Here is a 12,989-nt window from a genome sequence, read left to right on the forward strand (position 1 = left end):
TAAAATTCTACTTGGTGCAAGTTAGATTTTATTTTGAACAAAAGGTTAATGTCTAAATAAATTAACATAACAAAACAAGGCTATTTCGCAAGATGTGAATAAATAGAATGTTATAAATGGTTAAATTATTGAATTAAAATTTTTATTATCTAAATTATGATTCAATTTTTTCAAATTGATTTGTGAATTCTTTAAAAGAAAAAGGATTGTCCTAAAGTTGCGTTGACAAAATGCAATAAAAAAGTCCAACTACAAAAGCAGTTGGACTTGATTGATCTATTAAAATTAGATTTATTGCATACTTTCTACACAGAGGATTGCGCATTTCTCTCCATCAATGGCAGCAGAAATAATACCACCGGCGTAACCAGCTCCTTCCCCACAAGGATATAAACCTTTGATTTGAGGGTGTTCTAGTGAGCGATCATCACGAGGAATACGCACCGGTGATGAGGTTCTACTTTCTGGTGCATGTAGAATGGCTTCATTGGTAAAATAGCCTTTCATTGATTTTCCGAATTCCTGAAAAACCTTCTCGCATAATGTCCGTTAAGAAATTAGGAAATACTTCTCCTAGTTCAACCGCTGTTGTTCCAGGTAGGTATGAAGTTTTCGGAATAGCAGTTGATACCTTCTTTTGTGCAAAATCTACCATGCGTTGAGCGGGAACGCGTTGTGTTTCTCCAGCCAATCTAAAAGCTTGTTGTTCGATGGACTTTTGGAATTCCATTCCTGCTAATGCGCCGAATTTTTCAAAAGGTTTGAAATCTTCTAATCGCAATTCAACTACGATACCCGAGTTTGCTGTTGCTTGATCGCGCTTAGAAGGAGACCATCCATTAGTCACTACTTCTCCAGGAGCGGTAGCACAAGGGGCTATTACCCCACCCGGACACATACAGAAGGAATACATTCCACGTCCATTAACCTGCTTTACAATCGAGTAGGGAGCAGGAGGAAGAAATTCCCCTCTATAATCGCACGAATATTGAATTTGATCAATAAGTGATTGCGGATGTTCTGCACGAACACCCAAAGCAAAAGGTTTAGCTTCGATTACTATATTCTTTCGATCCAATAATTCATAAATGTCACGAGCAGAGTGTCCTGTGGCTAAAATAACCTTATTGGCTTCAATTGTATCTCCATTTTCAAGTACTACTCCTCGCATTTCATTGCCATCTAAGACAAAATCAGTGACGCGTTTTTCAAAGAGGACTTCACCACCAAATTCTTCAATTTTATGGCGCATGTCTTGCATGATTTTGGGTAGTTTATTTGTCCCAATATGGGGATGAGCTTCTACTAAGATATCTTGTGAAGCTCCAAAAGCAACCAATAATTCTAAAATACGGTTGATGTCTCCGCGTTTTTTAGAACGCGTATATAATTTACCATCAGAATAAGTCCCTGCACCACCTTCACCGAAACAATAGTTCGAATCAGGATCTACAATATGGTCAATGTTGATTGCTTTTAAGTCTCTTCGACGCCCACGAACGTCTTTTCCTCTTTCGATTACAATGGGTTTTTACGCCCAATTCAATGAGTTGCAGTGCAGCAAAGTAACCCGCAGGTCCTGCACCAACGACAATAACGCGTTTGGCATCTTTTACATTTTTGTAAGCAGGAAAGTCAATGTGTCGATGTACAACCTCTTCTCCAGTAAAAAACACCTGTACTTTTAAATTGATTTTGACGATGCGTTGTCTAGCATCAATCGATCTCTTTAGAATAGTAATGTGTTGAATGTCAGAAACTGAACTTTTAATATGTTGTGCAACATAAGACGTTAATAAGTCCGCAGAAGCCGCAACTTCAGGAAGCACTTGGAGCAGTAATTCTTGTGGCATTTTTTTATAAAGCAATAAAAATTAAAGCGCAAAAATACACTAAAAAAATAGAAAACAATTTTTGAAATTAAATGCAATGAAAAAAAGATACTTCCAGCCTAAATCTGTTTATGCCCTTGCTTAGCGGTGATTATGTTTGTTATTTCTTGCGTATCCTTTTCTATTTTACTTCCACTTGTAAAATAGTTTGAATATCAGCTAAATCAAATGCTGTTAAGCCAAGAAACGACTGAGTAACAATTGCTCTTTCTTTTATATGTGGAGATAGACCATAAATAGATTTATCGTCATCCAGAATAAGTATATCCTCTGGAAGCAAATGATAAGTTACTATATGAGTTTCAATTTCTTCTTTCCTTGAAGTATAAGGACTGCAAGATATCATCTTTGTAAGTTTAGAAAATTTTAATCCTCTGCTTTTTAATAAAGCGGACCATTCCGCTATAGAAAACCTATTTCGATGTGAAGTAGATAAAATAATTTCATCTACTTCGATTTGATTGAAAATAGCAATGGCTTTAGTCATGAAGACGTAAAAACCATCCTCAGCAATTTCCACTTTTTTTTGTGGATTGCCGTGAACCATGACGCCATCGATGTCTAAAAAAACTTTCATATTAAAAATCTAATTTACAGTATTCATTGTCTCTTTTAAATTTGCTCTTGGCTTACTAAAATATAACGTTTTTAGTAGGTTTTACTCTTGTACTTTGTTTTTAGTATGCAATTGTAATATTATCTTTGAAAACAATCGTTTTTTCGTAAAAGAAGAATGTTGTGTTTAGTTTCTCAACCTCAAAGGAGAAAAAATATTTAATTCTGCTTGACAAACAGTTGTCAGTTGGAAGTTTTATTTTTGTTGGTACCAAAATAGTATTGAGTACTAGTAAACAGAATTTTAAAAAGAGAAAGTATGTCTTATTGTGATCACGTTGAATTATTGACTGGGGACCGACAAATACTCCATAAAAATTATCATGACAATCATTATGGTTTTCCGATTCATGATGATAATGAGCTATTTGGACGATTGTTGATGGAAATCAATCAAGCTGGATTGAGCTGGGAAACAATGCTGAAAAAGGAAGAAGCTTTTAGGACAGCTTATAGCAATTTTGATCTTCAGGCGGTAGCTGCTTATACAGAGGAAGATCGAGCGCGCTTGATGCAAGATGCAGGAATTATTCGAAATCGCCTCAAAATTAATGCTGCTATTGAAAATGCAAAGGTCATCGTACAGTTTCAACAAGAGTTTGGTTCATTTGAGCAATGGCTAGAGCACCATCATCCCAAAACAAAAGAAGAATGGGTGAAGTTATTTAAAAAACACTTTCGCTTTACGGGCGGAGAAATTGTCAATGAATTTTTGATGAGTATTGGCTACTTAAAAGGAGCTCATACTGAAACTTGTCCTATTTATGCTAAGGTACTAGCACATCAGCCTTTATGGTCTACAGAAAAATAAAACTTTTATTATTATCTGTTTGTAATTCAGGGGGATAAGTGTGAATTTTGATGTTAAAATTTTCCTTTTTTAGCACCTGTTTTTGTATTGCAGGGCTTTTTTTGTTATCTTTAATCTTGCCCTTAAAATGAGAAAACAGCAATTCTTGATACGAGCTGTAGTGATTTTAAGGTTTAATATTCAAGTAAACCAATACAAAACAGATGGAATTTAGAAAACTAGGTACTTCTACTATAGAAGTTTCCGCTATTACCTTTGGTGCGTGGGCAGCAGGGGGATGGATGTGGGGAAGTACAGACCGCAAAGAAGCGGTTGAGGCTATCCAAGCAGCCCATCAAGAAGGAGTAACCACCATTGACACTGCGCCTATATATGGGCAAGGGGTGAGTGAAGAGATTGTAGGAGAGGCCATAAAAGGATTGGCACGAGATAAAGTACAGCTATTGACGAAGTTTGGTATGCGTTGGGACTTAGCTAAGCCTCAAGGTACTTTTGTAATGAATAGCCAAGATAATCAAGGCAAAGACATCGCTATTTACAAGTATGCGAGTAAAGCGAGCGTGATAAAGGAAGTGGAAGATAGCTTGAAGCGTTTAGGTACAGATTATATCGATTTGTTGCAATTGCATTGGCCTGATGCGACTACGCCTATCGCAGAGACGATGGAAGCTATGGAATTGTTGATTCAGCAAGGTAAAATTCGCGCAGCAGGAGTAAGTAATTACAACCTAGAGCAAGTGAAAGAAGCCAGAAATACCGTCGGAATCGTGAGTAATCAAGTACCCTATAGTATGCTCAATAGAGGAATAGAAAAAGAATTAGTTCCTTATGCTTTAGCTCATGATTTGAGTATTATTGCCTATAGTCCGATGGAAAGAGGACTATTAACAGGGAAATATTTTAAAACTAATGCTTTTATGGAAGGCGATCATCGTGCGAGTTATTTTTCTCAGTTTGATTTGCCTAAAGTAGAGAATTTTTTAGAAGAGATTCGACCACTAGCAGAAGAGAAACGCGCTACTTTAGCTCAGCTTGTTTTGCGTTGGACCACTTTGCAGCCTGCTATTACCGTGACGCTAGCTGGTGCGCGAAACGCGAAGCAATCCATAGCAAATGCACAGGCGATTACTATTGCATTAAATGCAGATGAACTTGATTTTATTAATCGTGCTTTGGCAAAAATGTAATAAATCGAGGATATAAAAATAAAGGGTGGTTCAAAAGACCACCCTTTTTATATTCTATTTGAACAAATAGCGAATTGTGTGGATAGAATTTATTCTTTCCAACGAATCAAAAGATAAGAAGGTTGTTCAAAAGGTTGCATCACCTTTTCTTCACTAATTTCAAATCCCCATGCTTTGAAGTAAGGCAATAAAGGATCATGTTGTAAAACTTCCAACCAGATAGCATCATATTGACGCGTTAGCGATAAGGTTTTGTTCCATAAAGAAGCTCTCACTTCTTCTTGGTTCTGATTTGGTTCGATGTAAAAAGAAGCTAAATTAATTACTTTTTTATCTGCTAAAACTGCAGGTTGATCAACCTGCTTGATCATGACATAACCAGCAGGAATTTCTTTGTTATATACCGTCAACATTTGGGTACTTAAATCATTTAGTTCAAGTATCGTTTCTTTGTGGTCAAGTTGTTGGGAAATATATTGATTCAAAGAAGCGGTATCCGTACTTGAGGTATAAAGATTTCTGATTTGCGCTTCTCTTAATTGAAAAAGAACAGCAAGTCCTTCTTCTGTTGCTATAGTAAATTTAGATATAATACTCATATTCATTTGTCTTTATATACAAAGATAAAAGAACAGCGCTGATATTTTTCGATACAGTATCAGTAAAAACTATCAGTACATCGGTTATTTCAATTCTTCTCCCAATTGTTTAATCAGGGATAAATCTGTAGCAGTGAGTCGTTGTGCAAAAATCGCTCTAAAGTGGCGTTTGTACACATCCGTAAAAGAAAAGGTTTCTCCAGGGGTAAAGCCTATGCCCATCGTTTGACAAGTTTCGTAAAAAGATTTAGCGTCCACATCATTGGGTAATTGTCCCCAAATACTGTAACCACCCTGTGGCGCTTGTTGCGTAAAATCGGAAGGAAAATAAGCGTTGAAGGTGCGGAGAAATTGCATCGCTTGACGTTCCAATTGCTGACGAAAAATACGCAAGTGTTTATCATAGCTTGGCATTTGTAGGAGTTGAATAATGACTTCCTGATTGATTGGGGAGACGGATCTTCCTAAGGAGAATTTAAGGCGCTCAGCTTGTGCAGCATATTGTCCAGCGGCCAACCATCCTAAGCGCAAACCTGGGGCAATTGTCTTTGAATAGGAGGAAAAGGTCAGGACAAGGCCTTTTTTGTCGAAATTCTTGATATTTATCGGTCTTTCCCCCTGAAAGTGTAAATCTCCATAGATATCATTTTCGATGATGGGAATCTGATGTTGTACACCAAGGGAGTAAAGTTCTTCTTTTTGTTCATCGCGCATGAGAATGCCCGTGGGGTTATGGAAATTCGGCGTGAGGACAACTGCTTTAACTGCGTGTTGTTGACACATTTTTCTTAAATAAGCGAGATCAAAACCATGCACAGGTCTTACGGGAATTTCTAAAGCGCGTAAACGCAAGCTCGACAACACTTCCAATACCGAAAACACACAGGGACTTTCTACAGCAACAATATCATGAGGAACGGTAGTAGAAGCTAAAGCAATATATAAAGCTTGTAATGCGCCATCAGTAACAATTAGTTCTTCTTTTTGCAAAGATGCACCATGCAACGCTGCTCGTTTGATTAGCAGGGCCTGTAGCTCTTCAGATCCTGTATTGGGGTAATATTGCAGTAATGAAACGCCTTTTTCGCGAATAACCGTTTGCATCGTCTTTAAAATAAGCTGTTGTGGGATAAAGGTTGATGCTGGCGCAGCTATGTGAAAAGAAGGACGTTCCGTATGCGTTAATCGCTGGGAAGTCAAGGTTTTTTTAGTAGTAAATACGGCATCTTTGGGGATGGTTGGCAAATCAAGCTTAGTCGCTGCTGTAGTTTGAATATGAGCGGCAACCACATAACCCGAACGAGGAATACTCGTTACTAGTCCTTTAAATACAAGGTAATCATACCCACTTTGAACCGAACTTGTACTGAGTTGATACGTTGCTTTTGTTTCGCGAACAGAAGGCAAGGCATCACCAGCTCGTAAATGCCCTTGTTGAATTGCGCGTTCTATTTTGGTGGTAAAGATTTCGTATTTGTATTTTTTCACGGTGCTGTATTGAAAGTCTGTATAGAACAAATATAGTGTTTTTTGATAGTATAATCGGTACAGTTGAAGGAGGGACAGTAAACTTTAGCAGTAATTGACAAGTGAATTGATAACATTTGTTATCGTCTTCCCGCTGCGTAAATATGGACTTTTGTTCTTTCATAATTAAATCACATAAAATGGAAAAATTAGTACGAGAGATGTTACATCAAATCATTGAAAATAAGGTGTATGATGAACAATTAATAACCACTTACTTTTCACCGCAGTATGTACAAGTAGTGAATGATACAGTGTTGGATTTTGAAGGATTTAAGCAGCATATCAAGAAATTAAAAGAGGTTGTTCATACCATTCGTTTAGAAATTCTACAAACAGGAGTAGGGAAAGATTGTGTATTTACCAAGCACAAGGTAGAGGTACTTTTGAATGATCAGTCAGCACATACCTATAAAGTAATGGCGGAGTTTCTTTTTCAAGAAGGGAAAATCATTCGCTGCGAAGAGTTGACTTATTTAGTAGAAGGAGAGGCTAGCTATAATTTAGGTGCTGTGGTATAAGGCGAATCAGCAACATAAAAACAAAAAGAGGGCAACCTTGAAGGTACCCTCTTGTTTACTTTTCAATTACTTCACTTGTTGTTTCAGTAACTGAATCTGTAGTGTTCTGTTTAGGAGCTGCGGTATTCGCATTTGTTTCTCTTGTAGCAGCTTTGAACTCCCTAATTCCTGTCCCAAGTCCCTTCATTAATTCGGGTATTTTTTTACCGCCGAATAACAATAAGGCTATTGCAACAACAACTATAAGTTCAGATGGTGCTACTCCTCCTAAGGGTAATGTAGTCATCAACATGGTTGAATATATTAGTGGTTGAGGAAAACAAATGTATATCAGGTATAAAATTAGATAATACTATTTAACATAACTTTATTATTGGAATTAAAGGGATTAAACGGGTTTTAATGTTGTAAAAGTGTAAAATATTAACAAATGGGCGTAAAAATAAAAGCTATTTTTGTTCATTATGCTTAGTAGTTGAGCTTGTTCTGTTTAAATCCTACTAATATCCAAAATAATACTTTTTTGAATTTTAATCCCGAGCATCGCAAATGGTCATTTAATTGTATCTTTGATTGTGCATTTAGCCTAAGATAAATCTGTTTTTCCGCTGTAATCTTTTAATTGATGGTGTATTTTTTCTATTTTAAACGTATTGTAGCAATCCAATTTTTCATTACACTGCTATATTTAGGAAGTTTATGCTTTTTGATCTACTATCAACCAGCTTTTTTACTCGTATTATTTTTATTACTCTACCTCGTGATTGGTTTTGATTTCCTCATGTGTGAATGGAGAAACTGTTATCTTGCTTACAAGAAAAAACCCATACTTGAAATAAGAGAAGATTATTTTATCGATCATCGTTTAAACTTAATAATACATTGGAAAGACGTATCCAAAGTAGAAATAAAACATTTAAAATCAGATTATTATGCTGTTGTTTATCAGCTTAGAAATGAGGGTGTTATTAAAAGACAACTTCGAAAATTTTACCAAAAATGGCGTTACAACTTACTAGGAGCAATGTGGTATAGTGCCTTTCATCTTGTTCAGATAAAAACGGCTAAAAATGAGCTGTTTGAATGCACGGAGCAGTATCAAAAGGAGGCAAATGAATAAGAATATTTATCTATTTCAGTATAAATGATAGGATTAAGTTGAAATAAAACAGCCTCAAAAATCATTGAGGCTGTTTTATTATTTTTTCGGTGCTTGATCGATAAACATTTGTTTCACTTTTTCAAGACTGTACCCTTTTCCTTCTTCCAATTCACCAGAAGAAATAATATTGGTTACTTCCCCATTTCCATCCAAGACAAAAAAGAAAGGATAACCAATACCACGCGCATTTGGAGCATAAGCATTGAAAACCGCTTTATTTTTGTTCTTTTGAGAGTAATTCAAGTGATAATAAACAAAATTTTGATCTACTATTTGTTTCAACTCAGGTGTTTTTTGCACAAAATCATTGAAGCGCAAACACCAAATACACCAGTTTCCTCCTGCTTGAACAAAAACGTATTTTCCTTCTTTTTTCGCTTGAGCAACGAGTTCATTTAATTTTGCTTGTGCATCTTCGTCTTCATTATACGGTTTGCTCAATGTTTCTTTCTCCTGTTCAATCTGCTTTTTCAAAGCTACTGTATCAACCGCTGTTTCTGGTTGTGGTGTAGCTGTTTGTTCAGTCGATGGAGAAACAACAGGATCTGCTTTTTTCTCTTGCTTACAACTGATAAAAGATACCGTTGAAAGTAGAACTAAACCAAGTAGCGTTTTTCTTTTCATGTGGATTGTATATTTGCTTTTTGTCGTACAAAGTAATGAAATTATAATCAAACAGCCACTCTTGTAAACGGTTATTTAACAAGCTTGTAAGCGAAGCAGACAGAAAGGGATTAAAAGGAAAATCAAGTTCAATTAAAAGGCAATATTTCAGTAATGTAAAGGGAATGTTTAGTCAAATGTGGTGGAATTATCAAATAGTTAAGGAATTGATTCGTTGTGTTTTATGTGTTTTTTTGGTTGTACTTTCGAACTGTGAAAAAGAAAAAGGAAGTAAAACAAAAAAGAAAGGTTACAACATAACAATAGCAAAAAAGGACCAATGCTACCTTGAGCGATTTTTGAGAAACCCTAACAACCACGTGTTCTTATTTTCTCAACCTAAAGTTTATCTATTTATTGATCCCAATTTGTTACTATTTATGGTCCAACCTGCATTGTCGTTGTAACTTTTTTTTTAAAATCTTATTGTTTGAACGATAAAAAATAGAATATGAAACAGCCTTATAGACATTCAATTGAGTTAGGAGTACAAGGAACGATAAAACCTGCACCTGTTCGATCTTTAGGAAAAAGAAGACCAGGTATTGAGGCACTGCAAACGCCCAAGGCTTTTCCACGTCCTAAAGGACATTGTATCACAGATACGTTGTCTTTTGCAGGATTATTAGTTGCGCTAACACTGGTTGTCGCTATTGTTTGGAACTTTGAAAATTTCGATTGGACCAAGCGCCAAGTGGCTTTCTTCTTTTTGAATATGATATTGAGTTTGATTCCTATTGTTTGGGCCTTTCACCTGCTATACCCTCGTTTTGACCGCAAACGCGTGCAAAAAGGCAAATTAAAAGCCTTAGGTCGAGTAGTAGCAACTGATCATGCAGGAAAACTAGTTCAAAATGATGCACAACAACGCGCTTTGGTTGAAGTTGTATATCAAAACCAACGCTATTTGTTAGTAGCAAATCAAGCAGGATTAGCTGTTGATTCGAATGCAACTGTTGAGGTAACGTGGAGTAGTGTTTCTCAATTGTGTTGGATTCACAATGTTAGCTAGAGCTCTCAATTTTTAGACAGGCTCACAAATTAAAAATACCTTTTGATTCGATAGGGTAGTGGTAAAGAAAATATACGTATCACCTCCCTCTTTAATTTTCCATTTCTTGCGTAGTTCATCCACTTTAATAGGGAAATTACGCACCGTAACATTCGCTTTTTGTTGTTGTAAATATTCTTTGGCTGTAGCTTTATTATAAGGCAAATGTTGCTTTATTTTAAAGCGTCTGCCCGAGAAGTCCACAAGTGTTTCACTGGTGTACAGCTGGCTGTGCTGGTGTAATTTAGCAACGTTAAAATAGGCGCTAATGGCATTGAACTTTCCCGTTTTGAGCAAAGCACTATTCGGCTCATACAAATAAGTTTGCGGTTCTGCATAGGTAGCCACAGACTCATCTGATAAATCTAGAATGGTAATTTGAGGCTCCTTTTTAGTTAGATTAACTGCGGTTAATACAATGGTTCCCACATATTCTTTCTCAATAATCCACAGTAATTCTTTTACCTCATTTTGCAAGGCAACAATGTGAATGGCTTTGACATGTTTTAATTCAGAAAACCCCGCTTGAATATCTAACAAAGGCGAGGTTTTTACTAAAACCGTCGCTGTATGTTGGAAAAGCATATCCAGATGTTCAACAATATTCGGGGTACAATCGCTGAGGAAAAATACTTTTTCTTTGTTTTGATTTCTGCGCGCAGGATCCAAGTAAATATAATCGAACTGTTGATTACTATTGGCTAGATAGTCCAAGCTATCTCCTGCGATACAAGTGATATTGGTCTGTTGAAGTTGTTGGTAATTATGTTGCACAACAGCACTTAATTCAGGCTGTATTTCACAATGGGTAACCTGTTTAATACGTTGAGCAAAATAGTAGCAATCAATTCCAAACCCCCCCGTTAAATCAATCAGCGTATTGCCTTCCACTAAAGAAGCTTTATAAGCAGCACATTCTTCGGAAGACGTTTGCTCAATAGATAATTTGGGTGGAAATACGATGCAATCGGTGGTATACCACTTAGACAACTTGTGTTTAGACTTTTGCTTACTCTCAATCTGCGTCAATAAATCAGACATGGGAATAGCTGGAAATGGACTTTTTTTGAATGCCAAATCCGTTAAAGTAGCTTGACTGTGCTCTTTAAGATATGCTTGAACTTCGGGTTGTACGATAAGATGAATATCCACTTATAACTTTTTGGTGAGTACTTGAATAAATCGAACATTTGGGAAAAACTCTTTACCAATAACTTTTAAGCAAGTGTATAGAGGAACAGCGGCAATCATACCGAAAATTCCACTAAACATACCACTAGCTAAGATGACAACGAAAATTTCCAATGGATGTGATTTCACACTATTAGAGAAAATCAACGGTTGATTTACTACATTATCAATCAGTTGAACGATTAAAAAACCAATCATTACAGATATAGCTTTCGGTAAGGTAATTGCGATAAAATCATCGCCAATATACGTTAGCATAGTAAATACAACAGCTAGAATATTTCCGATTAATGGTCCGATATAAGGAATAATATTGAGGATAGCACACAAAAAGGCAATCGTAGCAGCCCCTTTTACACCAAAAATCAATAATACGATGAGGCAGAGAATATAGATGACGAACATCTGAACGCAAAGTCCTAAGAAATAACGGGATAATAGGTTGTTAATCTTATTGATAGAGTTTAAAACCTTGTTTTCGTGCTTTTTGGAAAACAATTTTTTAAATTGATATTCCAGTACAACTTGATCTTTTAGGAAGAAAAAAGCAATAAAAAGAACAGAAAATAGTCCAATACCAATATCGCTCAACATGCTGATGAGGGTATTGAGTAAATTAGGTACAAAATCCAGGTTGAATTGCGATTTCAGGTGAGACTCTTCGACAATTTTATCCAAGCTGATTCCTTTGGCATCGAGGTAAGCGTCAATTTTTAGGATTAAACCATTAAAATCCTCTTGTAAATGCGCGGTATTTAATACAGATAAATTCTGTGCTTGCGTAGTAAATAAAGGCACAAACATAAAAGAAAACCCGATAAAAACAGCTATAAAGAAGCCCATCGTAATACTGATGGCAAACATTTTCTTTAGCCTGCATTTTTTATAGAGAAAATCAACTAAAGGCTTGCCTATTAAGGCTAAGACAAAAGCTAAGGCGATATAAATAAACAAGGTGCGAATTTGATACAACAACCCCGCACTTAATGCAATTCCACTTAAAATAAGAACGGCTTGAACAATACCTTTGGAAATTTCTTTGGATTTCAACATGCAATGATTTATTCGTTAGCGAATACAAAACTATGACAAGCAACAAGAGCAGCAGTTTCTGTTCTCAATCTTGTATGTCCTAAAGATACAGGTTTAAAACCTTTTTCTAAAGCTATTTTAATTTCAACAGGAGAAAAATCCCCTTCAGGACCAACCAATAAGAGGTAATTTTCTTGCGGTTGAATCTTATTTTTCAGGAGTTCTTTCGTTTGGTCATCCTCACAATGCGCAATATATAAAGCACCTTGATGGTCTTGTTTTAAAAATTCTTTTAAGGTAATCGGTTCATTCAACTGAGGTAAATGCAGTTGAAGGGATTGCTTCATTGCCGATTGAATGATTTTTTCAAATCGCTCTGTTTTAACTACTTTTCGTTCCGAATGATCACAAATAATAGGCGTAATCTCATGAATACCGATTTCAGTTGCTTTTTCTAGAAACCACTCATAACGCTCGTTCATTTTAGTCGGTGCAACTGCCAAATGCAAGCGAAAAGGCGTCTGTTCTTTATCTGTATACCCTACAATATCAGTTAAACAACTGCGATCTGAGGCCAATGAAATTCTAGTTTCGAACAAGGTTCCACGACCATTGGTCACGAAGAGAATATCCCCTTCTTTTTTGCGTAAAACGCGTATAATGTGTTTACTTTCATCTTTGTCAAAAGTGAAAGTTGATTGTTCTTTATCGATAGCGGGAGCGTAAAATAACTGCATA

13 protein-coding genes and 1 pseudogene are annotated in these 12,989 nt (G+C 36.2%); 5 read left to right on the forward strand and 9 right to left on the reverse strand.

Features of this window, described 5'->3' with window-relative positions:
* Positions 1 to 291: 291 nt before the first annotated feature.
* Positions 292 to 1,853, reverse strand: a pseudogene (locus M2306_RS02850) (NAD(P)/FAD-dependent oxidoreductase).
* A 160-nt stretch (positions 1,854 to 2,013) separates the two neighbouring features.
* Entirely contained in the window at positions 2,014 to 2,469 is a 456-nt protein-coding gene (locus M2306_RS02855) for an HAD domain-containing protein (RefSeq protein WP_259187909.1), read from the reverse strand.
* A gap of 297 nt (positions 2,470 to 2,766) precedes the next feature.
* Here M2306_RS02855 and M2306_RS02860 point away from each other — a divergent pair, with 297 nt between their 5' ends.
* Together M2306_RS02860 and M2306_RS02865 are read left to right on the forward strand one after the other, a co-directional pair.
* Positions 2,767 to 3,318, forward strand: a complete 552-nt coding sequence (locus tag M2306_RS02860) for a DNA-3-methyladenine glycosylase I (protein WP_259187910.1) — start codon at positions 2,767 to 2,769, stop codon at positions 3,316 to 3,318.
* A 203-nt stretch (positions 3,319 to 3,521) separates the two neighbouring features.
* Positions 3,522 to 4,505: an aldo/keto reductase gene (locus M2306_RS02865; RefSeq protein WP_115090791.1), complete on the forward strand. Its 984-nt coding sequence runs from the start codon at positions 3,522 to 3,524 to the stop codon at positions 4,503 to 4,505.
* Positions 4,506 to 4,594: 89 nt separating this feature from the next.
* Here M2306_RS02865 and M2306_RS02870 read toward each other — a convergent pair whose 3' ends face one another.
* Positions 4,595 to 5,104 carry a hypothetical protein gene (locus tag M2306_RS02870; RefSeq protein ID WP_115090790.1) on the reverse strand — a complete coding sequence of 170 codons (510 nt, stop codon included), beginning with the start codon at positions 5,102 to 5,104 and terminating at the stop codon, positions 4,595 to 4,597.
* Between the two features lie 84 nt (positions 5,105 to 5,188).
* Positions 5,189 to 6,592, reverse strand: a complete 1,404-nt coding sequence (locus M2306_RS02875) for an aminotransferase-like domain-containing protein (RefSeq protein WP_259187911.1) — start codon at positions 6,590 to 6,592, stop codon at positions 5,189 to 5,191.
* A gap of 179 nt (positions 6,593 to 6,771) precedes the next feature.
* Between M2306_RS02875 and M2306_RS02880 the strand changes: the two genes are divergently transcribed.
* Complete coding sequence (locus M2306_RS02880; RefSeq protein ID WP_115090788.1) at positions 6,772 to 7,152, forward strand: hypothetical protein; 381 nt, start codon at positions 6,772 to 6,774, stop codon at positions 7,150 to 7,152.
* Positions 7,153 to 7,207: 55 nt separating this feature from the next.
* Here the strand turns inward: M2306_RS02880 and M2306_RS02885 are convergent, their stop codons facing one another.
* A complete protein-coding gene (locus M2306_RS02885) occupies positions 7,208 to 7,444 on the reverse strand; it encodes a Sec-independent protein translocase subunit TatA/TatB (RefSeq protein ID WP_115090787.1) in 237 nt (78 codons plus the stop codon).
* 333 nt (positions 7,445 to 7,777) lie between these two features.
* On the opposite strand from M2306_RS02885, the gene M2306_RS02890 reads away from it, so the two are divergent.
* Positions 7,778 to 8,272 (forward strand): hypothetical protein, encoded by a 495-nt coding sequence (locus M2306_RS02890; protein ID WP_259187912.1) that lies wholly within the window; start codon positions 7,778 to 7,780, stop codon positions 8,270 to 8,272.
* A 78-nt stretch (positions 8,273 to 8,350) separates the two neighbouring features.
* Here the strand turns inward: M2306_RS02890 and M2306_RS02895 are convergent, their stop codons facing one another.
* Positions 8,351 to 8,938 (reverse strand): thioredoxin family protein, encoded by a 588-nt coding sequence (locus M2306_RS02895; RefSeq protein WP_230847997.1) that lies wholly within the window; start codon positions 8,936 to 8,938, stop codon positions 8,351 to 8,353.
* A 490-nt stretch (positions 8,939 to 9,428) separates the two neighbouring features.
* On the opposite strand from M2306_RS02895, the gene M2306_RS02900 reads away from it, so the two are divergent.
* The gene (locus tag M2306_RS02900) at positions 9,429 to 9,989 is read left to right on the forward strand and encodes a hypothetical protein (protein WP_259187913.1); all 561 of its coding nucleotides are present in this window, start codon (positions 9,429 to 9,431) and stop codon (positions 9,987 to 9,989) included.
* 12 nt (positions 9,990 to 10,001) lie between these two features.
* Here the strand turns inward: M2306_RS02900 and M2306_RS02905 are convergent, their stop codons facing one another.
* Genes M2306_RS02905 through M2306_RS02915 form a run of 3 tightly spaced genes read right to left on the reverse strand, consistent with a single transcriptional unit; the run spans position 10,002 to position 12,988 of the window.
* A complete protein-coding gene (locus tag M2306_RS02905; protein WP_259187915.1) occupies positions 10,002 to 11,180 on the reverse strand; it encodes a class I SAM-dependent methyltransferase in 1,179 nt (392 codons plus the stop codon).
* The gene (locus M2306_RS02910) at positions 11,181 to 12,272 is read right to left on the reverse strand and encodes an AI-2E family transporter (RefSeq protein ID WP_259187916.1); all 1,092 of its coding nucleotides are present in this window, start codon (positions 12,270 to 12,272) and stop codon (positions 11,181 to 11,183) included.
* Positions 12,273 to 12,280: 8 nt separating this feature from the next.
* On the reverse strand, positions 12,281 to 12,988 hold the full coding sequence (locus M2306_RS02915) for a 16S rRNA (uracil(1498)-N(3))-methyltransferase (protein WP_002985843.1): 708 nt from the start codon (positions 12,986 to 12,988) through the stop codon (positions 12,281 to 12,283).
* Position 12,989: the final 1 nt, after the last annotated feature.

It is taken from the genome of Myroides gitamensis (assembly GCF_029894455.1).
In the GTDB taxonomy this organism is placed as follows: Bacteria; Bacteroidota; Bacteroidia; order Flavobacteriales; family Flavobacteriaceae; genus Flavobacterium; species Flavobacterium odoratum.

Coding starts and splice junctions, on each gene's coding strand:
- M2306_RS02855 (WP_259187909.1), bottom strand. CDS start 2,469: ATGAAAGTTTTTTTAGACATCGATGGCGTCATGGTTCACGGCAATCCA.
- M2306_RS02860 (WP_259187910.1), top strand. CDS start 2,767: ATGTCTTATTGTGATCACGTTGAATTATTGACTGGGGACCGACAAATA.
- M2306_RS02865 (WP_115090791.1), top strand. CDS start 3,522: ATGGAATTTAGAAAACTAGGTACTTCTACTATAGAAGTTTCCGCTATT.
- M2306_RS02870 (WP_115090790.1), bottom strand. CDS start 5,104: ATGAGTATTATATCTAAATTTACTATAGCAACAGAAGAAGGACTTGCT.
- M2306_RS02880 (WP_115090788.1), top strand. CDS start 6,772: ATGGAAAAATTAGTACGAGAGATGTTACATCAAATCATTGAAAATAAG.
- M2306_RS02885 (WP_115090787.1), bottom strand. CDS start 7,444: ATGTTGATGACTACATTACCCTTAGGAGGAGTAGCACCATCTGAACTT.
- M2306_RS02890 (WP_259187912.1), top strand. CDS start 7,778: ATGGTGTATTTTTTCTATTTTAAACGTATTGTAGCAATCCAATTTTTC.
- M2306_RS02895 (WP_230847997.1), bottom strand. CDS start 8,938: ATGAAAAGAAAAACGCTACTTGGTTTAGTTCTACTTTCAACGGTATCT.
- M2306_RS02900 (WP_259187913.1), top strand. CDS start 9,429: ATGAAACAGCCTTATAGACATTCAATTGAGTTAGGAGTACAAGGAACG.
- M2306_RS02910 (WP_259187916.1), bottom strand. CDS start 12,272: ATGTTGAAATCCAAAGAAATTTCCAAAGGTATTGTTCAAGCCGTTCTT.
- M2306_RS02915 (WP_002985843.1), bottom strand. CDS start 12,988: ATGCAGTTATTTTACGCTCCCGCTATCGATAAAGAACAATCAACTTTC.